At 49.7% G+C, this 18380-nt stretch carries 16 protein-coding genes, 1 tRNA gene and 1 pseudogene; 6 read left to right on the plus strand and 12 right to left on the minus strand.

The features are described from left to right. The first annotated feature begins 152 nt into the window (after window positions 1-152). Both ABLV08_RS03825 and ABLV08_RS03830 read left to right on the plus strand, forming a co-directional pair. Entirely contained in the window at window positions 153-779 is a 627-nt protein-coding gene (locus tag ABLV08_RS03825) for a helix-turn-helix domain-containing protein (protein ID WP_348855589.1), read from the plus strand. Between the two features lie 397 nt (window positions 780-1176). After that, entirely contained in the window at window positions 1177-1983 is an 807-nt protein-coding gene (locus ABLV08_RS03830; RefSeq protein WP_221695152.1) for a DUF4225 domain-containing protein, read from the plus strand. On the opposite strand, the gene ABLV08_RS03835 is transcribed toward ABLV08_RS03830, so the two are convergent. Next, entirely contained in the window at window positions 1980-2294 is a 315-nt protein-coding gene (locus ABLV08_RS03835) for a hypothetical protein (RefSeq protein ID WP_221695153.1), read from the minus strand. The two genes, ABLV08_RS03830 and ABLV08_RS03835, sit on opposite strands and share 4 nt — an antisense overlap. Before the next feature lie 260 nt (window positions 2295-2554). Between ABLV08_RS03835 and ABLV08_RS03840 the strand changes: the two are divergent. Continuing rightward, window positions 2555-2839, plus strand: a pseudogene (locus ABLV08_RS03840) (phage polarity suppression protein); the annotation flags it as partial. Window positions 2840-3051: 212 nt separating this feature from the next. Here ABLV08_RS03840 and ABLV08_RS03845 read toward each other — a convergent pair. The 5 genes from ABLV08_RS03845 to proB all read right to left on the minus strand — a co-directional run bounded on the left by ABLV08_RS03845 (window position 3052) and on the right by proB (window position 9355). Beyond that, the gene (locus tag ABLV08_RS03845; protein WP_221695154.1) at window positions 3052-5460 is read right to left on the minus strand and encodes an SIR2 family protein; all 2409 of its coding nucleotides are present in this window, start codon (window positions 5458-5460) and stop codon (window positions 3052-3054) included. 1 nt (window position 5461) lies between these two features. Further along, a complete protein-coding gene (locus ABLV08_RS03850; protein ID WP_348855591.1) occupies window positions 5462-6634 on the minus strand; it encodes an integrase arm-type DNA-binding domain-containing protein in 1173 nt (390 codons plus the stop codon). Between the two features lie 163 nt (window positions 6635-6797). Next, window positions 6798-6873 (minus strand) — tRNA-Thr (locus tag ABLV08_RS03855). A 114-nt stretch (window positions 6874-6987) separates the two neighbouring features. Continuing rightward, the gene (gene proA, locus ABLV08_RS03860) at window positions 6988-8241 is read right to left on the minus strand and encodes a glutamate-5-semialdehyde dehydrogenase (RefSeq protein WP_348855592.1); all 1254 of its coding nucleotides are present in this window, start codon (window positions 8239-8241) and stop codon (window positions 6988-6990) included. A gap of 10 nt (window positions 8242-8251) precedes the next feature. After that, the gene (gene proB, locus ABLV08_RS03865) at window positions 8252-9355 is read right to left on the minus strand and encodes a glutamate 5-kinase (RefSeq protein ID WP_015368077.1); all 1104 of its coding nucleotides are present in this window, start codon (window positions 9353-9355) and stop codon (window positions 8252-8254) included. 289 nt (window positions 9356-9644) lie between these two features. Between proB and phoE the strand changes: the two genes are divergently transcribed. Further along, window positions 9645-10697: a phosphoporin PhoE gene (phoE, locus tag ABLV08_RS03870; protein ID WP_015368078.1), complete on the plus strand. Its 1053-nt coding sequence runs from the start codon at window positions 9645-9647 to the stop codon at window positions 10695-10697. 63 nt (window positions 10698-10760) lie between these two features. Here phoE and ABLV08_RS03875 read toward each other — a convergent pair whose 3' ends face one another. Both ABLV08_RS03875 and ABLV08_RS03880 read right to left on the minus strand, forming a co-directional pair. Further along, the gene (locus tag ABLV08_RS03875) at window positions 10761-11327 is read right to left on the minus strand and encodes an NlpC/P60 family protein (protein ID WP_032712701.1); all 567 of its coding nucleotides are present in this window, start codon (window positions 11325-11327) and stop codon (window positions 10761-10763) included. A 226-nt stretch (window positions 11328-11553) separates the two neighbouring features. Beyond that, on the minus strand, window positions 11554-12351 hold the full coding sequence (locus tag ABLV08_RS03880) for a helix-turn-helix transcriptional regulator (protein WP_032712702.1): 798 nt from the start codon (window positions 12349-12351) through the stop codon (window positions 11554-11556). Between the two features lie 101 nt (window positions 12352-12452). Here ABLV08_RS03880 and ABLV08_RS03885 point away from each other — a divergent pair, with 101 nt between their 5' ends. Both ABLV08_RS03885 and ABLV08_RS03890 read left to right on the plus strand, forming a co-directional pair. Then, window positions 12453-13250: a sulfite exporter TauE/SafE family protein gene (locus ABLV08_RS03885; RefSeq protein WP_045413080.1), complete on the plus strand. Its 798-nt coding sequence runs from the start codon at window positions 12453-12455 to the stop codon at window positions 13248-13250. An 81-nt stretch (window positions 13251-13331) separates the two neighbouring features. Continuing rightward, complete coding sequence (locus ABLV08_RS03890) at window positions 13332-13997, plus strand: HAD family hydrolase (protein ID WP_045388450.1); 666 nt, start codon at window positions 13332-13334, stop codon at window positions 13995-13997. Between the two features lie 57 nt (window positions 13998-14054). Here the strand turns inward: ABLV08_RS03890 and phnE (ABLV08_RS03895) are convergent, their stop codons facing one another. The 4 genes from phnE (ABLV08_RS03895) to phnC all read right to left on the minus strand — a co-directional run bounded on the left by phnE (ABLV08_RS03895) (window position 14055) and on the right by phnC (window position 17694). After that, on the minus strand, window positions 14055-14939 hold the full coding sequence (gene phnE / locus ABLV08_RS03895; protein ID WP_045388453.1) for a phosphonate ABC transporter, permease protein PhnE: 885 nt from the start codon (window positions 14937-14939) through the stop codon (window positions 14055-14057). Further along, window positions 14936-15808: a phosphonate ABC transporter, permease protein PhnE gene (phnE, locus tag ABLV08_RS03900; RefSeq protein ID WP_045388456.1), complete on the minus strand. Its 873-nt coding sequence runs from the start codon at window positions 15806-15808 to the stop codon at window positions 14936-14938. The genes phnE (ABLV08_RS03895) and phnE (ABLV08_RS03900) overlap by 4 nt, the downstream gene beginning before the upstream one ends. A gap of 69 nt (window positions 15809-15877) precedes the next feature. Next, on the minus strand, window positions 15878-16819 hold the full coding sequence (gene phnD / locus ABLV08_RS03905) for a phosphonate ABC transporter substrate-binding protein (RefSeq protein ID WP_032712705.1): 942 nt from the start codon (window positions 16817-16819) through the stop codon (window positions 15878-15880). Window positions 16820-16851: 32 nt separating this feature from the next. Further along, window positions 16852-17694, minus strand: coding sequence for a phosphonate ABC transporter ATP-binding protein (gene phnC / locus ABLV08_RS03910; protein WP_032707513.1), 843 nt, complete (start codon window positions 17692-17694; stop codon window positions 16852-16854). Window positions 17695-18380: the final 686 nt, after the last annotated feature.

Raw genomic sequence — 18380 nt, forward strand, 5'->3', positions numbered from 1 at the left:
CGATAAAAATGTCTTTTCTCATCTCTTTTTATTTGTTCAGCTAATATTCCCTGGTTAAGTTAACTCACGATGATCTAAAGCGAACTGCTACTTGCGAATAGACGCAATCTGCTGAAAACTATCAGCGAGATGGTGAACCACAGGGAACGGCAATGGCTGGACGTATTGACTATCAGATTGAAAAATTTCAGTTCATCGAGCGCAACGAATCCCCACGTATTACCCGCCAGTGGGCGGAAGTCACTGCTGAATGTCAGCAGGAAAAGGCGAACAGTGAAACGCGTTTGCGTACTGCATTGCTGAATGTCGACTACACCACCAGCTTCGAACTGCCGTTTCGTTTATTGCTTATTCGCGCCCCGCAGCTGGTGGATCGCTTACGCCATGCGCTGGCGCTGAATCAAAAGAACGTGGTGATTAATGGTAAGAAGCGCGGCTGCGTTTACAGCCTGAAAGCCGATCTCAGCGCCGTTCCAGATGAGTTTCGTTATCGCTTTGTGAGCCGGATTATTCGCAGCGGGCCGGATGCGGTTTCCGCCGCGCCCTATCAGCAGCTGGCAAAAGAGATAAAGGCGCCGCGCGAGCGGTTACGTTTGGCGCTGGAAAGTGGCCTGCAGGTCAATGCGCTGGATGGGCTGTTCTGGTTTGGTATCCAGCGTATCGCCGCGGATATTTCGGCACTGCGTTCTGCGGGAATGGCGATTACGACTGCGGAAGTGGAGGTGGCGGATAGCCTGACCAGAACGACGCGAATGATAGCGGCGTATCAGGTGGGGTGAGTTTTTGTCAGTAACCGGGATAAAGTGTTTCATAAAAGTTAGGTGGAAACCATATCCCGATATTGATGATACATATTTATCGACGTAACCCGAATCCATTCTATAAATTAATGGTTTTTGTATTTGTTAAAGTGGTAGGGAGAATATTAATGTTTTTCTGGGAAATAAATTTGATGTTGGTTTGCTTTGTTGGTATTTAATAGAGAGAGTCGATTGAAATCAATAGTGCAGTTGTTCGGGGGGATTTATACTTCAAGTAAGATTACAGCCGTCAGGATGTCACCTGTGTATTATGAGAACATGTAATAAATGTCTTAGATATATTCCAGTGTTGCGTGAAAATGATGGGGAAAAGAAATCGGAAATAAAACAACCACATGTGTGGTGAGGAAGCATTATGGATATCACGCTGTTTAACAGGGGCTGGAATAGAACCTGGTCAGATACAATGGTGAATTTGGAAGCCCGGAAACTTATAGAAACAGCAAACAGGCTGTCAGCATTCCATCTGCATGATGGCCTGACACGGATAAAGTTCGTTGAAGAGATAAAACAGGTCGTAGAAAAAGAATTTGCAGCAGCACGGCGGGCCAAAACAGACGAGGAATGTGTCGCATGCATCAAAAATCTGCGCGCTGAAACAAATAATCTGGAAGAACAAGGACGCCTGTTAAGAACCAGAGTCGCGCAGCTTTATGCAAAGATCGAGTTCGTTAGGGAAAATAATAAAATCGTCGGATATGTGATTTCAGCCATTCAAGTTGTGGTTTCTGGAATGGCTATTGCTGGCGGTGTTTTGATGGTTTCGACAATGACGCCTATAGGTATGCTGGCTGGAGCTATCCTTGTAATGGATGGAATCAATGGTCTCTCAAAAGAAATCATTCCTGGTATTTATGGCAAGGAATTTAAGACACAAGGGTTTGTAGCTGATGGTGCTATGGAAATGGCTCACTTTATGGGGTTCAAGCCGGAAACAGGACTAGCGCTTTATAACACACTTACATTAGGTGCGAGTGTTTATAGCATCTTCGGATTAGCAAGCAAACCTGAAGCGTGGAGGCTTTTTAGATGGATGCCTCGTGATTTCTATCGGCAGGTTGATACGATGAGTCGACCAAAATTAACAATGAAAATAGTAGGCTATGGACTCAAGGCTAAAGTTATTTTTGACTTGTTTTCCACAGAAGCGCCATACCATTAAACTCTATTTTTTCTCAAGAACCGCCAGGATTTGTAAGACAGGACTGGCGGCTGTATAAATAGAACAATGCCGATAGCGATCAGAATTGATATTCCACCACCAACCACGGTTTCTTTTGCAGAAAACAGTACTAAAATGATAAAAACCATCAGACAAGATGATGTTATCCATAAAATAACCCTGAATCGATTTGCCAGATCTTGGATCGCTTCCCCTAACGTTCCGCCGTAGCTTTCAATGTTGTTCTTTATCTTCTGCAAATCTGATGGCGTAAACCCAGAATGTAATAAAGCCTCATCAGTCACTTTCATATTCTATCATCCTTTATCTCGCAGAAAGTTGTTTCTCACTCGCTGATTGTGCAAACAATCATACTGATGGAATTTACCGTAATCCAGCCAAAACTTTGCGGCAGACACTATCTAATGCTTGGGTCGATAAGAACTCCGATGGAGGCATGAAGATTACTGTCATGATGTGTTGTCCTTATTGTGGCCTATCTCCTCAGGGATATACTCAGTATGTCGGAAGATCTCTAAAAGTGAATGGGCCGTTTTACCGGGATGCATACTCAGAACTGGTCGCCGCACTGGCACAGGAGCTGATGGGGATTAAAAACCAGCCCGCGATGATAAAAAACCGCGCGCTTGACCGTTCGATGGCATATCTCCGAGAAGCTCTTTCCGTCTGGCTGACCGCAGGAAATGACATTAATTATTCTGCACAGGACAGCGATATTTTAACGGCCATCGGATACAGGTCTGACGCACCTTCGCGGGATGATAATCGTGAAACATTTACTCCTGCACAGAACATGATTTACACTCGCCGACGCGCCGAGCTGGCCGCGCAGTAGGCCGTAAAAAAATCCCTGTAAATCCCGTCATTTTTCCCGAAAAAAGCCATGCATCCATAAGGTGCATGGTTTTGCATGAATTTCCCCGCTCTCTGCACTCCCTACCTGCGCCAGTTGTGGCGCGGCTTGAGGCCACCTTTGCACCTGCATTAAAAGTGCCCCATTAAGCGGGCAGGCGGGGCGGGGAGAGCATTGCGCCACCTCCTATATATTTAAAGATTAGGATTATTTTTAAAAAACTGTCCTATTGTAGATTTAAAATTGGTCATAACTGGGTGTTCTTTATTCCTAAGTTGAGAAATCGTTTTAAAATATTTTGCATCAAACTGCCTTAATATCTCTGCAATAGCTTTCTTCGTTTCAAGATCAATTGTGGCCTGATTATCTCTTGCATAATATACAAAACTGCAAGCAACCCGGAATGGATAATGTCTATTGTTTTGATTTATAATCAAACTAGACGCAAACTTTAATCTTTCAATAATTTCTTTTGTATTATCAACAAGGTGAGCGGTTTCAATAACTAAGCGCGCGTACTGACAATTTACCCAATCAAAATTGTAACGACGATCCTTTGCTAAGGAAATAGTTGTTTTAATGTATGTCTTAGCATCATCGTATTCTTTGATTGAAAGTTTTGCTATTGCAAATTGCAACCAGAAATGATGATTTCTGCTATTATCAGAATATAATCGCACCCTATCATAAAAATCATTAATAATGAAACAATTTTTTTCTCCAAATAACTTTAGCTGGTTTGAAAAAACATTAATATCTTTCATTAAGTCATAATATTTTCTTTCATAAGAAGAATATTGATTTAATTTTCCGTAGAATTCAACTAAAAACTTCAAGAATTCATTTGAATTGGTCTCCACCTTAGCTGCTAGAATATGCTTAGCTAAAACTGGGTTTTTTAAAACAACTAATCCTTGTGAGTTTTTTTCTAGTATTTGAGATGTGGTTTCATCCTTTAAATACTTAACTTTATCTATTCCCCTGGCAGAAGTTAGAGTTTGGATATCTATACTATCGAACTCGTAACCTAAATATGAGGCTATAGAACAAGCAAGCAAACATTCTTCAAGCTCACTATCCTTTCGCACTTTACTTAATAATTCATTAATCCTTTCAGTAATTTGTGGTGCTTTTAAAATATCAGCTAAAATAAGAGACATTTCTCTGCGGCAATTTTTAGTTAGATAATCAAGCTTCTGTTTTTCATTCAAATTTGAACGTTCACCAAAAAGGCCATTTGACCCCATGATATTAATTACTGCAGTAAGCTCTTCTTTAGTCAAATAATTGACATCCAATTCGAAACTAGACCATCCGAGATCATCTAAATTTTCAACATATATCTCTTGCAGCTCAGTCCTGCAAGTAAGAATGATTTTGATATTATCGGTATTCATTGCACCGAGTAACTGAAGAGAGGGAATGTATCGATGATAATTTTCAATAATCAAAACAGGTTTTTTTTCTTTCTTTAAATTCTCTATTTCGGCAGATGTTATATCCTTACTATTATTCAATGAGAATACTGTGTATCCGAGAGACGTCAGGTGCTCTATAGCTCCTAAGCAAAACATAGACTTGCCGTTTGCTAATTTTGAGTGGACAACTACACATGAGTGTCGTTTTAGATCATGATCTAAATCTTTTATTTTTCTTCTGAAGATATAATAATTCGAGTTGCCAGATAATATAGAATCTTTTATAGCTGATTGTTTCTCACTACCATACATAAAAAGAGAAATAATATCTTTTGTTGTAACACTGGAGTCTGGTATAACGGAATCATAACGATGGACATTTTCATATCTAAATTCTGACGTTACATCTCCTAATAAATCTATTGAATTTTTTAACCCATTTAAAAAACCAGCCACTCCTATCTTCAATACACTTCCATATTTACTTAATTTTTTATGAAGGCTCAAAGACGGCTTTTCTTCTGTTATGAAAACACATTTACGGTTAATATCTGGGTTTTCAACTAGAATCTTCTCGATGTCAAGATCGTACAAAGAATAACCTATAAAAAATACACGATCACACTCTCTTAAATCTGCGTTGAAAACAGTCTTCCATTTACTGTTAGTAAACATTTGTGTCAAATAACTAGTTTCAGTTAACTTAAATTCACTATCAAACTTACTTAACTCCATCTTTTCTACGAAACCATTTAAATGAATGCAGGATATTTCTCCTGGAATCATTAGAGATGGCTCATCGTTTATTAACAATGAATGAATATTTACTTTTTTTTCCCTAAAAGTTTGCTCAATTAGATCATCATAGTTTGTGGTATAAAATCTCCGCCATCTCATTTTAGTTAGTACTGAATAATCAACATTTGTCGATTTAACTCTAAATGTATCAGATATTATTTTAAAAAGAGCTTCTTTACCAAACTCATCGATATAATCTTCAGAAGCCTGTTTAAGTTGGGGACGTTCCTCATCATAATCTAATTTATCTTGGAGTTGTGTAGCTAATTTATCTGCACTTGGAAATCTTTCGCCAGCAGCATTCTTTGCTTCATAACTAAACCCCGCCCCTAAGAAGAGAAAACAGTTTCCCTTTAAAGCATCATAATAAATTTGATCAAGTTCCATATTAAGTCCTGTTTACAATAGTATTAGAGTACCATTCCATCATATTACGTCTTTGAGAAAGATATTGAGTATGATTATACGTACCTCTAATCATGTTTTTATCAATGTGAGCAAGCTGGGTTTCTATCCAAGCCGACTCAAAGCCCTTCTCGTGTAAAATTGTTGATAAAGTATGCCTAAACCCATGCCCGGTTAATCGCCCAGCATAACCTATACATTTGATAACACGATTTATACTAGCTTCGCTCATAGGTTTGTTCTGATCGTTCCGTCCCGGAAAAACATAGCGATAGTTTCCTGTCATGGTCTTGAGTTGATTGAGTAAATCTAACGCTTGAGTCGACAATGGCACAAGATGCGGCCTGCGCATTTTCATCCTTTCAGCAGGAATTTCCCAAATAGCGTTATTCAGATCAAATTCTTGCCATAATGCCGCACGTAATTCGATGGTTCTCACGCCCGTAATCATCAGTAATTTCGTGGCTATCTGGACAAGCTTACTCCCGGTGTAACTCTCTAAGGCATTCAGAAATTCGGGTATCTCATCAGCTTTTAGGAACGGGAAATGATTGGATTGGTGTACTTCGAGAGCGCTGGAAAGATCTGCCGCAGGATTGTACTCCGCTCTACCCGTTGCAATTGCGTAGCGAAACACTTCAGAGCAACGCTGACGCACTTTCCGCATTTTCTCCAATGCACCGCGTTTTTCAATTTTACGCAGCACATTAAGCAGTTCCAGCGGTTTAATTTCACCAACTGGCCTCGCCCCTACATAAGGGAATATGTCGTTCTGAAACGCTTCCATGATGTCTGACGCATAACCTGCCGACCATTTGGCAGACTTCATCTGGTGCCACTCTGTGGCTATCTTTTCGAACGCGCTTTCAGACTCGGTTTGCAAAGCAATCTTCTGCTCTTTTCGAACCTCACTCGGATTCTTTCCTTCGGCGACCAGTTTTCGGGCATCATCACGACGGGAACGGGCATCTGCAAGTGTGATCGTCGGATACACACCAAGCGAGATCATTTTGGGTTTACCGGCAAAACGATAACGGAACCGCCAGCTCTTGCTTCCATTAGGTTCTATAAGCAATGACAGCCCTTGCCCATCTCCAAGTGTATAGGCTTTAGCTTCAGGCTTAGCGCGGCGAATCTGCATATCGTTTAAAGACATGTGTATAGGAATCCAAGACCGAACAGGGACATATACACAATCCTATACATATTCTGTATCGGATTCTACTGGATGGTTACGGACGGCGAGGGACTAAAAAGCAGTAAAATCGTTATAAATCAGGGTGTTTATGAATGAATACGGACATTTGGGGAAGTTGAAATGGTGCCGATAATAGGAGTCGAACCTACGACCTTCGCATTACGAATGCGCTGCTCTACCAACTGAGCTATATCGGCCCTGAAAGGACGCGTTCACCTACGTGAAGCACGGGGTAGAAGGTTAAAACTAAGTGGGTGATGCGTCAATGCCCTTTCGAATCAAACGGCTACTTTTGCATCACCCGCTTAGCGTTAAGCACGAATGGTATCGTCGCCGAAACCAATCCACTTATAGGTAGTCAGCGCTTCCAGGCCCATCGGCCCGCGGGCGTGCAGCTTCTGGGTGCTGACCGCCACCTCCGCGCCGAGGCCGAACTGGCCGCCGTCGGTGAATCGGGTAGAAGCGTTAACGTATACCGCCGACGAATCCACTTCATTAATAAAGCGATTCGCATGGCGCAGGGTACGCGTCAGAATAGCATCGGAATGCTGGGTACCGTGTTCACGAATATGGGCAATCGCCTCATCGAGGTCGGCGACAACTTTCACGTTCAGATCCAGCGACAAATACTCATCGTCGTACTGCTCCGCTTTCACCGGTTCCACCTTCGCGGGACCATTCTGCAGGAGGGGCAGGGCGGCCGGGTCGGCGTGCAGCGTCACGCCGCTCTCCGCCATCTGTTTGCTCAGCGCAGGCAGGAAGGTATCGGCGATATTACGGTGTACCAGCAGCGTCTCGGCGGTATTGCAGGTGCTCGGGCGTTGGGTCTTGGCGTTAACGATGATCTTCAACGCCGGTGCGATCTCTGCCGAATCGTCGACGAAAATATGACACACGCCGATACCGCCGGTGATCACCGGGATCGTGGATTGCTCGCGGCACAGCTTATGCAGGCCTGCGCCGCCGCGCGGGATCAGCATATCGATGTATTTATCCATCTTCAGCATTTCGCCGACCAGCGCGCGATCCGGGCTCTCGATTGCCAGCACCGCGGCAGCCGGCAGGCCGCACTCCTGCAGCGCCTGTTGAATCACTTTCACCGTCGCGGCATTGGTACGCCAGGTCTCTTTACCGCCGCGCAGAATAGCCGCATTGCCGGTCTTCAGGCACAGAGAGGCGACATCGACGGTCACGTTCGGCCGCGCTTCATAAATCACGCCGATCACTCCCAGCGGCACGCGGCGACGTTCGATACGCAGGCCGCTATCCAGCAGACCGCCGTCAATCACCTGGCCGACCGGATCCGCCAGGCTACACACCTGACGCACGTCATCGGCGATGCTGCGCAGGCGCGCTGGCGTCAGCGCCAGGCGATCGAGCATCGCTTCGCTTAGGCCATTGGCGCGGGCGTCGCTGAGATCCTCGGCGTTGGCGCGCAGGATGTCTTCGGTCTGCGCTTCCAGATAATCAGCAATCTTGTTCAGAACCTGATTTTTCTCGCGGCTGGAAAGCAGCGCGAGTTGGTAAGAGGCCGCTTTGGCCGCAATGCCCATTTGTTCCAGCATTTTCAGCTCCTTAACGGGTAATCATGTCGTCGCGATGGACGGCCACCGGGCCGTATTCATAGCCGAGGATGGCATCGATTTGCTGCGAGTGCTGCCCGGCGATCAGGCGCAGGGCGTCGCTGTTATAGCGACTTACGCCGTGAGCGATATCGCGGCCTTCGCTACTGCGGATTCGGATAACTTCGCCGCGGGAGAAATTCCCGCTGACGGTTTTGATGCCTTTTGGCAGCAATGAGCTTCCTCTTTCCAGAATAGCCTGGGTCGCCCCGGCATCGACGGTGATTTCACCGGCCGGCGGCGCGCCGAAGATCCAGCGTTTGCGGTTCTCCAGCGGTGATTCCTGAGCGTGGAAACAGGTGCCCACCGGCAGGCCTTCCATCGCGTGGCCGATAACGTCCGGGCGGTTGCCGGCGGCGATAATGGTATCGATGCCCGCGCGACAGGCGACGTCCGCAGCCTGCAGTTTGGTGCCCATGCCGCCGGTGCCGAGGCCGGAAACGCTATCGCCTGCGATGGCGCGCAGCGCGTCATCGATGCCGTAGACATCTTTAATAAGCTCAGCCTGCGGATTGCTGCGCGGGTCGGCGGTAAAGAGTCCCGGCTGATCGGTTAACAGCAGCAGTTTATCGGCGCCGGCGAGAATGGCCGCCAGGGCGGAAAGATTATCGTTGTCGCCGACTTTGATTTCAGCGGTGGCGACGGCGTCATTCTCATTAATGACCGGCACAATATTGTTATCCAGCAGCGCGCGCAGGGTATCGCGGGCGTTGAGGAACCGCTCGCGATCTTCCATATCGGCACGGGTCAGCAGCATCTGGCCGACATGAATGCCGTAAATAGAGAAAAGCTGCTCCCACAGTTGGATAAGACGGCTTTGGCCGACTGCCGCCAACAGCTGTTTTGAGGCAATGGTGGCGGGCAGTTCAGGGTAGCCGAGGTGTTCACGTCCGGCGGCGATGGCCCCGGAAGTCACAATCACAATGCGGTGCCCCATGGCATGCAGCTGCGCGCACTGGCGCACTAACTCAACGATATGGGCGCGGTTCAGGCGTCGGGATCCGCCCGTTAAAACACTGGTGCCCAGTTTTACCACCAGCGTCTGGCTATCACTCATGATTTTCTGCCGTTCAAAAGGAATATCGAGATCGAGCTGATGTTGTAACAGGAGTCAGGCCGCTTGCCAACTGCTGGCGTATTGGTCAAGCCATTTTATTGCGCGGATCGGGCATTCTGCGCAGGCAAGGTGACATATTTATGACGGAAATATTTAAACATTCTTTTTTATAAAAAGTTCCATTTCGTCATAAATATTTAACACTACAGCGTTAAAAAACCTCCAGTTTTTGACGGGGCCTTCGCCCGGAATTGATAAGCGCGTGTAAATAAATCACCAGGACCACATAATGAAAAAGCGTTCACTGGCATTAATGATGATGGGTTTTGTTGCTTCTTCGGCTTCACAGGCAGCGGAAGTATACAATAAAGACGGCAATAAACTGGACGTGTACGGCAAAGTGAAAGCCATGCACTACTTCAGCGATTATGACAGCAAGGATGGCGACCAGACCTACGTTCGCTTCGGTATCAAAGGCGAAACGCAGATCAACGATCAACTGACCGGTTATGGCCGCTGGGAATCCGAATTCTCCGGCAATAAAACCGAAAGCGATTCTTCGCAGAAAACCCGTCTGGCGTTTGCCGGCGTGAAGTTAAAAGAGTTTGGATCATTTGACTATGGTCGTAACCTCGGCGCGCTGTACGACGTTGAAGCCTGGACCGATATGTTCCCGGAGTTCGGCGGCGACTCCTCCGCGCAGACCGATAACTTCATGACCAAACGCGCCAGCGGCCTGGCGACCTACCGCAACACTGATTTCTTCGGCCTGGTGGATGGTCTGAATATGACCCTGCAATATCAGGGCAAAAACGAAGGCCGTGAAGCGAAAAAACAGAATGGCGACGGCTTCGGCACCTCTTTAAGCTATGATTTCGGCGGCAGTGATTTCGCCGTCAGCGCGGCTTATACCAGCTCTGACCGTACCAACGATCAGAACCTGCTGGCGCGCGGCCAGGGCTCCAAAGCGGAAGCCTGGGCTACCGGCCTGAAGTACGACGCCAACAATATCTACCTGGCGACAATGTACTCTGAGACCCGCAAAATGACCCCGATCAGCGGTGGTTTTGCCAATAAAGCACAGAACTTTGAAGCGGTTGCCCAATATCAGTTCGATTTCGGCCTGCGTCCGTCTCTGGGTTATGTACTGTCGAAAGGCAAAGATATTGAAGGTGTCGGCAGCGAAGATCTGGTCAATTATATTGACGTCGGCCTGACCTACTACTTCAACAAAAACATGAACGCCTTTGTGGATTACAAAATTAACCAGCTGAAGAGCGATAATAAGCTCGGTATTAACGATGACGACATCGTCGCGCTGGGGATGACCTATCAGTTCTGATAAAGCTGAGCGTAATAAAAATAAAACCGCGGCCTTGAGCGCCGCGGTTTGCATTTGTCAGGATTAGCGGTTTTTCGCCAGATGCAGATCGTCGTTATTCATGGTGATCTGCGCGTTATATTCCTTCGGCAAGCGCCGCGCCTGATAAAATACGCGGTTCCAGTACGGATTATCCAGCGACGAACGCATGACGCCCTGGCTGGCGGAGGCGTGCAGGAAGTTATGGTCGGTATCGTAGAAACCGACGTGCATGCCGCCGTGAATACGGAAGAAGACTAAATCGCCAGGTCGCAGCTGCTGCTTGCTAACCCGCACGCCCATATGCAGAAGATCGCCGGTGGTCACGCGGTCCATTGGCAGATTGAAGCGGTCCTTCAGAGTACGCCAGACAAAGCCGGAACAGTCGACGCCGCTCTGGTCGGTGCCGCCCCATTCATAAGGGGTGCCGTCCCAGGTGTGCATCTGATCGTGCAGGGCTGCCAGTACTGGTATCAGATCGTCGGAGCCGCTGTCGATTGGCTCGTAATGATGTTGGGCCACCGCCTTGGGCGGCTTTTTTGGGGAAGATGAACATCCTGCCAAAATCAATAAAGGAACAAGTAATAAAGCGTGGCTGAGTTTGGGCTTCATGTCGTTATTTTCATGTTAGGGATCGACCGTCGCCATTTATAGCGTATTCAGGGAAACGTCAGAATGATGAAACGCAAAATTTACGAAAACTTACGTACCGCAGGCATAAATTCGCCGGTACCGTAATAAGCACATTTTTCAGATAGTAAACGCGGTGATTTTATTTATTAATAAATGTTTACTATCTAAATCAAAATATAACAGGCCAGAATCAGGATGTTCTTATTTATCTGACGCGAGAGACAGGCGTGCCTCCTTTAAGATGGCGGATAAAAGAGGCTGGCGCATAGCCCATCGCTTTGCGGAACATGGCGGTAAACGCCGCCGGATGCTCATAGCCAAGGCTTAACGCCACGTCGGTAATGCTTCGTCCTTCTCGCAGGGCGGTGAGAGCGTACATCAGGCAGGCTTTATGACGCCAGTCGCGAAACGCCATCCCGGTCTCCTGCAAAAAGCGGCGGTTGAAGGTACGCAGGCTTTTATTCATCTTTTGGGCCCACAGCTCCGGCGTACTGTGAATCTCCGGCTGGCGGAGAAACGCGCTGCATAGTTCAGCCAGTCGCGGATGTTGCGGTAGCGGCGTAAACATCGGCAGCGGCGGGGCGGCCTGCAGTTCAAACAGCAATAGGGCGATAAGCGCCGCATCATGCCCGCTCTCATCATACAACAGCGGCAACTGGCAGGCGGCCAATAGCAGTTGATGTAGCAGCGGCGAAACCTGCAATACTTCGCAGCGTACCCCGGCGCGCGGCGCGTCCTGCGGTTCGATATACAGACTATGGGTGCTCACGCCCGGCATCCAGACGCGATGCGGTTTGTTAGCGGGTATCCATACGCCGCTGAACGGCGGCACCAGCCACTGACCGTCATCGGTTTCGACTTTCATCAAGCCATTCACGGCATAGAGAAACTGCGCTCGCCGGTGATGATGGCGCGGTAAAAGGGTGTCAGGCGGATAATCGCTACCCAGGCCTAATACCCGGCGTGGCAGATGATCGACATCATTAATCGCGATATTGCGCATGCGTACTCTCCTGGCTGAAAATCGTAATATATTGGCTTTTAATCGTAAGTCAGCCATTCCGCTATTCTATATCGTTACCTCCCTGAATGGAGGAACGGTAGATGATATTTGGGCTTTTTGTTTGCGGACTGTTGTCCGGGGTAACCACCTGGCTGTTTGGCTTCGGCGGCGGCTTTGTTACCGTGCCGCTGCTTTACCTCTTGCTGAGCCATCAGGGCGCAGTAGGCGGTCAGGCGATGCAAATAGCGGTAGCGACGTCGGCGCTGGTGATGCTGTGCACGTCGCTGTTGGCAAGCGGCCGCCACCTGCGCGCCGGAACGGTTCACTGGCGCTCCCTGCTGCCGATACTTGGCGGCATCGCCATCGGCGGTATTGCCGGCGCGGCGCTGGCGCTGAGGGTCAACGGCGAGTGGATCCGCTGGCTGTTCATTTTGTACCTGGCGGTGACCATCGTGGATTGCTACGTTCGCCCCGGCTTTATGGCGCCGTCGACGGCTTGCGCACCGTCGAGTGCAGGGCGCGAGACTATCCTTGGCGGCGGGATTGGCCTGATTGCCGCCTTCCTTGGCGTTGGCGGCAGCGTGATGACCGTGCCGCTGATGCGCCGGCGTGGCGCGACGATGGCGCAGGCCGCGGCAATGGCCAACCTGCTGACGCTGCCGCTGGCGGCGACCGCCAGCCTGACGTGGCTGCTGATGGCGCCGATGGCGGCGCTGCCCTCCGGTTTCATCGGTAATATCTGGTGGCTGGCGGCCGGGCTGCTGGTGGCCGGGAGCTGGTTGGGATTGCGGGGCGCATCGCGCTGGTTGGCAAAACTCCCCGATCGCTGGCACGTGCGGATCTACCCGCTACTATTGCTACTGGTGCTGCTGGCGATGTGCTTTGGCGGGGTGGGCTGAAAGCGCTGGCGGATCATGCTCCTGTCATCTTCTTTATACATGCTCTCGCAGGCTTATATTACTGATTATGGAAAATGACCGATGTCTAATGCTGTGACGATTTTCGATCTGGATAACACCCTGATTAAAGGGGACAGTAGTACGCTGTGGAGCCAGTTTATGGTGCGCGAAGGCTGGGTGAGCGATCCGGAATATCTGGCGCGCGAGGCGCAGCTGATGGCGGATTACGACCGCGGGGAAATGAATATCGCCGATTATGTTGCGCTGATTCAGGCGCCGCTGATCGGCATCCCGCAGACGCAGGTGGATACGCTGGTGGCGCGGTTTGTGCGCGAAAAGGTGTTGCCGCGGGTCTACCCGCAGGCATGGGACGTTATTCGTACCTTACAGGCGCGAGGGGAAAAAATGTTGGTGATCTCCGCCTCGGTGACGCTGCTGGTGCAGGCGATAGCCGCCGAGCTGGGGATTGAACAGGCGTTGGGTATTGATGTTGAAATGGCGGATGGCGGCTACAGCGGTGTGATTGCCGGTACCCCGAGCTATCAGCAGGGTAAAGTGACGCGCCTTGCGCAGTGGCGCGAGGCGCATCCTGACTATACTGGCGAAGTCACTTTTTATACCGATTCGATAAACGACCTGCCCCTGTGCCTGCATGCGGATCGCGTGCGGTTGGTCAATCCCTGTCCGCAACTGCTGGCAGCCAACGCCCGGCACGGCTGGCCGGTGCTGGCGTGGCGCCTCGAATAAAAAGACGTTTTCCCTGATTGGTAACCCCGGTAAGCGTAGCGCCACCGGGGAGAGGGGTTATTGCTGACTTTGATACAACGGCACTACGCTGCCGCCGATGTAACGGCGGCGCAGCCAGGCGGAGAGGGTGTCCATCACCATGACCACCGCGACCAGCAACAGGGTAATAAACATCACCACATCCCAGTTCCACAAACGCATATTTTCCGCGTAAATGAGGCCAATCCCCCCCGCGCCGACAAAACCTAATACCGCGGCGGAACGGGTGTTGGATTCAATCTGATATAAACTCAGCGCCAGGAAAGTCGGGAACGACTGGGTGAAAATGCCGAAGCGGTGTTTCTGCAGACCATTAGCGCCGACGGCGGTGAGGCCGCGGCCAGGCGAACGGTCTACCGCCTCGTGGCCTTCAGCATACAGGCGGCCCAGCAGGCCGGTATCCTGCATAATAATCGCCAGTACCCCCGCCAGCGGCCCGAGCCCTACGGCGCGCACGAAAATCAGACCCCAGATAGCCATATCGATACCGCGCAGCATGTCAAACAAGCGGCGCATCAACACGGCGATAATGCCGGGAATCACGCCGCGCATAATATTGCGCGCCGCCAGGAATGACAGCAACAGCGCGATGACCGTCGCGGTAATCGTCCCGGCGAAGACGATGGCAAGCGTAATGGCGATTTGCGTGAAGTAATAGGCAAACGGCCAGTTCCAGAAGTCGTGCCAGACAAACATCCGCAGCAGATAGCGCCCCATCTGCTGTAGACCGGTCGCCAGTTGTTCGCTACTGATACCGAACTGCATAAAGAACCAGACGTAATAAAGTACGCTCGCCAGCGCCAGCAGGCCGACATAGCGCAGGTATCGCCCCTGGGTCTTATACAGCGCCTGATGCTGGCGGCGGCTGGCGGCGATATCCGGTTGATGTTGCCATTGGCTCATTTTTTCCCCTCCACAACCCACTGGCGCAGGCGGCCGGAAAGCATATCCAGCAGCGACACCACAATAATGATCAGCAGCAGCGTCATGCTGACCTGATCGTAACGATCGAGCTTAATGTTGGTCATCAGCTCCTGGCCGATCCCGCCGGCCCCTACCAGGCCAAGAATGGTGGATGAGCGGAAGTTGATCTCAAGGCGCATAAAACCGTAGGAGAGAAAAATCGGTTTCACCTGCGGCCACAGGGCAAAGCGCACCTTCTGCAGCGCCGATGCCCCGCAGGCCGCCAGCCCGCGCACCGGTTTATCCTGCGCGCTTTCCACCGCTTCGTAGAACAGTTTGGTCAGGCTGCCGACCGTATGCAGCATCAGCGCCAGAAAACCGGGGATCGCGCCGATACCGAACGCCATGACGAAAATGACCGCCCAGGCCAGCTCAGGCATGGTGCGTAAAAAGGCCACCAGCACGCGAACGGCGAAGCGTAGCGGCGCGGGTGACCAGGCATTATTGGCGGCGAGGAAAGCCAGTATTGTCGCTACCGCGACCGCCACCAGCGTGGAGGCCAGCGCCAGCTGCAGCGTCTCCCAAATCAGCGGTAGCTGAATTGGCAGGCGATAGCCCCAGTACGCCAGCGAGCCTTTGGTATGTGAATCGGCTAACAGAACGCCCGGATGCAGCGTCGGCAGCGTCTCGAACATATAGTCGAGAAAGTTTGGCAGAGAACGCCAGATGGTGAACAGATTAAACTCGGCGGCGTGCCCGGCGGCAAAGTAGAGCGCCAGCAACACCAACGACCAGCCGAAGGTATCGCGCTTTTGCCGTGTCCTGACCTGCTGGTAATAACGTTCAAATTCGGTATGGGTATTATTCATGCGGCGAAAAGGTCTTTAACGTAGCGCCGCCGTCCGCATTGCGTCGCGGACGGCGGCATCGGTGCGGGATTAACGCGCGCTAACCAGCTCGCGTTTCATATCGATGATCTGCTGGAAATCGGCCACGCTGCCCGGGCCGATGTGCTGAGTACCGCCCATCGCTTTCACGAAACAGGCGTGATCGTCGGTATCCAGTTTTTTAAGCGCGGTGACGACTTTGGCTTTGAAGTCCGCCGGCAGCGCATTGCTAACGAGGATCGGGCCGTTCGGGATCAGCGGCGATTGCCAGATAATCCGGATTTGCTTCATCAGATCCGGATGATCCATGCGAATCAGGCGATTGAAAGCGCCCACGCTGTAGCCGCTGTTGTAGTCGCCGACCATCGAGGTCCAGGTGACCGCGCCGGCAAACTGGCCGTTCAGCACGCCGAGAATGTCCTGTTCGTGGCCGCCGGAGAAGGTGACGCTGGAGAAGAAATTATTGTATTTGTTATCCGCGTCGCCGCCGAATTTCTGTTTAAAGGCATGGTTTGGAATTAAATAACCGGAAGTGGAATCCGGGTCGGCGAAGCCAAAAGCTTTGCCTTTTAAATCGTCCAGCGTTTTATACGGGCTGTCAGCTTTGACGATGACCACCGAGTGGTAGCCGCGGGATTGATCTTTATCGTCAACGGCGATACCGACAATATCGACGGCTTTCGGGTTATTGATATAGACCGAGGCATAAGAAGAAGGCGACATACTTAATACGACATCGACTTTCCCGCCCAGCAGTCCCTGAATGACGCCAGAATAATCGGATGAGTTACGTAATTTGGTATCGACCTTCAGCTCTTTATCAAGGAACTGTTTCACGCACTGGTTATCGCCAATTTGTTGCGTGGCGTTTTGACCGCCGAGGATCCCCAGATTTAATTCCTTCGGCTGTTCAGCGGCGCTCGCTTGCCACGTCAGTAACAGAGCTGCGATTGCTGCGGATAAACGAACTGCGCCATTTAGATGTTTGTTCATTATTTTGCCTGTGTGTTTTTAACTAAAGGAAATTAATGCAATTGGCTAATTTCATCGCCGTACAACCGATGCAGGACATCCTGAGTCAGCTGTGCCGGATGATCGTCGAATATGATGCGGCCTTTGGCGACGCCAATGACCCGGGTGCAGTACTCTTTGACCAGTTCGACCGAATGCAGGTTGACCATCACGCTAATCCCCTGGCCGCTGATTTCCCGCAGTACATTCATGATGCGCTGGGTGTTTTTGGGATCGAGCGAGGCGACGGGTTCATCCGCCAGCAGGATCCCGGGGTTTTGCATCAGCGCACGGCAAATCGCTACGCGCTGCATCTGGCCGCCGGAGAGGTTTTCCGCCCGCTGTAGGGCGTGCGGCAACATGTTCATCCACTCGAGAAGGGAAATCGCGCGCGCCCGGTCGGCGTCGGGGAAAACCTTAAACAGCGACTTCAGGGTTGAGGTTTGACTCAGGCGGCCGAGCAGTACGTTAGTCAGCACATCAAGGCGCGGCACAAGGCAGAAGTCCTGGAAAATCATGCCGCATTCGCTGCGCCAGGCATTGAGCGCGCGTCCTTTCAGGCGTGAAACATCATGGGGCATACCCACTTCCGGAAAGCTGAGTATTTCACCGCCGGTGGCGCTATGAGTGCCGTTCAGGACATGCAGCAGTGTGGATTTCCCGGCTCCCGAGCGGCCAATCACGCCCACCAGCTCGCCGGCATGGAGGTCAAAGCTGATGTTATCGAGCACGGTTTGCTGCGCATTATAAGATTTACTCAGGTTGCGCACGCTTAAGACTTTCCGCTGCCGGGTTGGGGCGATGGGCGTAATTAGCGAAAATTCGGTTTCCGCCACCGCGGCAAGAGAGCTGTTCATAAGAGTGTCCTGGTTCGTCATAAACTGGTCACTATTAATCGCGTTTTGTGTGAACTTTCGATGACGGTAAGGCGAAAAAATAATGAAAGCGTGATGAAACGCTTACCTGCAAGGTAAAAGAAACATGCCAGCGGCAATCATAGCGTGATGGTCTACACTAATGAAAATGAGAGCAAATAAGAAAGAAATATGAGAACTAATCTCATTCTCTTAGATATCATTCTTTCATGGGATTAATAGTCCTCTGCAAGCGGTTTTTATGTTTATGTTTAGGCATTTTGTGCGGTGCTTAAAACCATTCACGCAGCTTATGATTGGGCGGATCATCTTGTAAATGGCTATTTTGCGGTATTATCTTCTTACTTTTATGTGTTATTAAGATTTTTCGCAACTTCATTTATCTCATCCATTAAGAATATTCCTAATGAATTAGGGTTATGATCCTGGATGATATAATAATCGATTCGGATTGTAGGAATTTTCGATCAATAACCACATGAAATTAAATGTTTTTTGTTTTTGAGCAAAAAATAGGATTTCTGCAAAAAGCAAAAAATTGACATAAATGAGAATTAGCTTCACATCCTGCTTGTTGACACTTAATCAGAAAAAACCTAAATTTGAATCCAACAAAAAAATATAAATCGATAAATAATTTCGACATTATTAATGATTAAATAATGCCG

Origin of the sequence: Klebsiella sp. CN_Kp088, assembly GCF_040064335.1 — a bacterium.
GTDB classification, from domain to species: Bacteria; Pseudomonadota; Gammaproteobacteria; order Enterobacterales; family Enterobacteriaceae; genus Klebsiella; species Klebsiella aerogenes.

Coding starts and splice junctions, on each gene's coding strand:
- ABLV08_RS03825 (WP_348855589.1), top strand. CDS start 153: ATGGCTGGACGTATTGACTATCAGATTGAAAAATTTCAGTTCATCGAG.
- ABLV08_RS03830 (WP_221695152.1), top strand. CDS start 1,177: ATGGATATCACGCTGTTTAACAGGGGCTGGAATAGAACCTGGTCAGAT.
- ABLV08_RS03835 (WP_221695153.1), bottom strand. CDS start 2,294: ATGAAAGTGACTGATGAGGCTTTATTACATTCTGGGTTTACGCCATCA.
- ABLV08_RS03845 (WP_221695154.1), bottom strand. CDS start 5,460: ATGGAACTTGATCAAATTTATTATGATGCTTTAAAGGGAAACTGTTTT.
- ABLV08_RS03850 (WP_348855591.1), bottom strand. CDS start 6,634: ATGTCTTTAAACGATATGCAGATTCGCCGCGCTAAGCCTGAAGCTAAA.
- proA (WP_348855592.1), bottom strand. CDS start 8,241: ATGCTGGAACAAATGGGCATTGCGGCCAAAGCGGCCTCTTACCAACTC.
- proB (WP_015368077.1), bottom strand. CDS start 9,355: ATGAGTGATAGCCAGACGCTGGTGGTAAAACTGGGCACCAGTGTTTTA.
- phoE (WP_015368078.1), top strand. CDS start 9,645: ATGAAAAAGCGTTCACTGGCATTAATGATGATGGGTTTTGTTGCTTCT.
- ABLV08_RS03875 (WP_032712701.1), bottom strand. CDS start 11,327: ATGAAGCCCAAACTCAGCCACGCTTTATTACTTGTTCCTTTATTGATT.
- ABLV08_RS03880 (WP_032712702.1), bottom strand. CDS start 12,351: ATGCGCAATATCGCGATTAATGATGTCGATCATCTGCCACGCCGGGTA.
- ABLV08_RS03885 (WP_045413080.1), top strand. CDS start 12,453: ATGATATTTGGGCTTTTTGTTTGCGGACTGTTGTCCGGGGTAACCACC.
- ABLV08_RS03890 (WP_045388450.1), top strand. CDS start 13,332: ATGTCTAATGCTGTGACGATTTTCGATCTGGATAACACCCTGATTAAA.
- phnE (WP_045388453.1), bottom strand. CDS start 14,939: ATGAGCCAATGGCAACATCAACCGGATATCGCCGCCAGCCGCCGCCAG.
- phnE (WP_045388456.1), bottom strand. CDS start 15,808: ATGAATAATACCCATACCGAATTTGAACGTTATTACCAGCAGGTCAGG.
- phnD (WP_032712705.1), bottom strand. CDS start 16,819: ATGAACAAACATCTAAATGGCGCAGTTCGTTTATCCGCAGCAATCGCA.
- phnC (WP_032707513.1), bottom strand. CDS start 17,694: ATGAACAGCTCTCTTGCCGCGGTGGCGGAAACCGAATTTTCGCTAATT.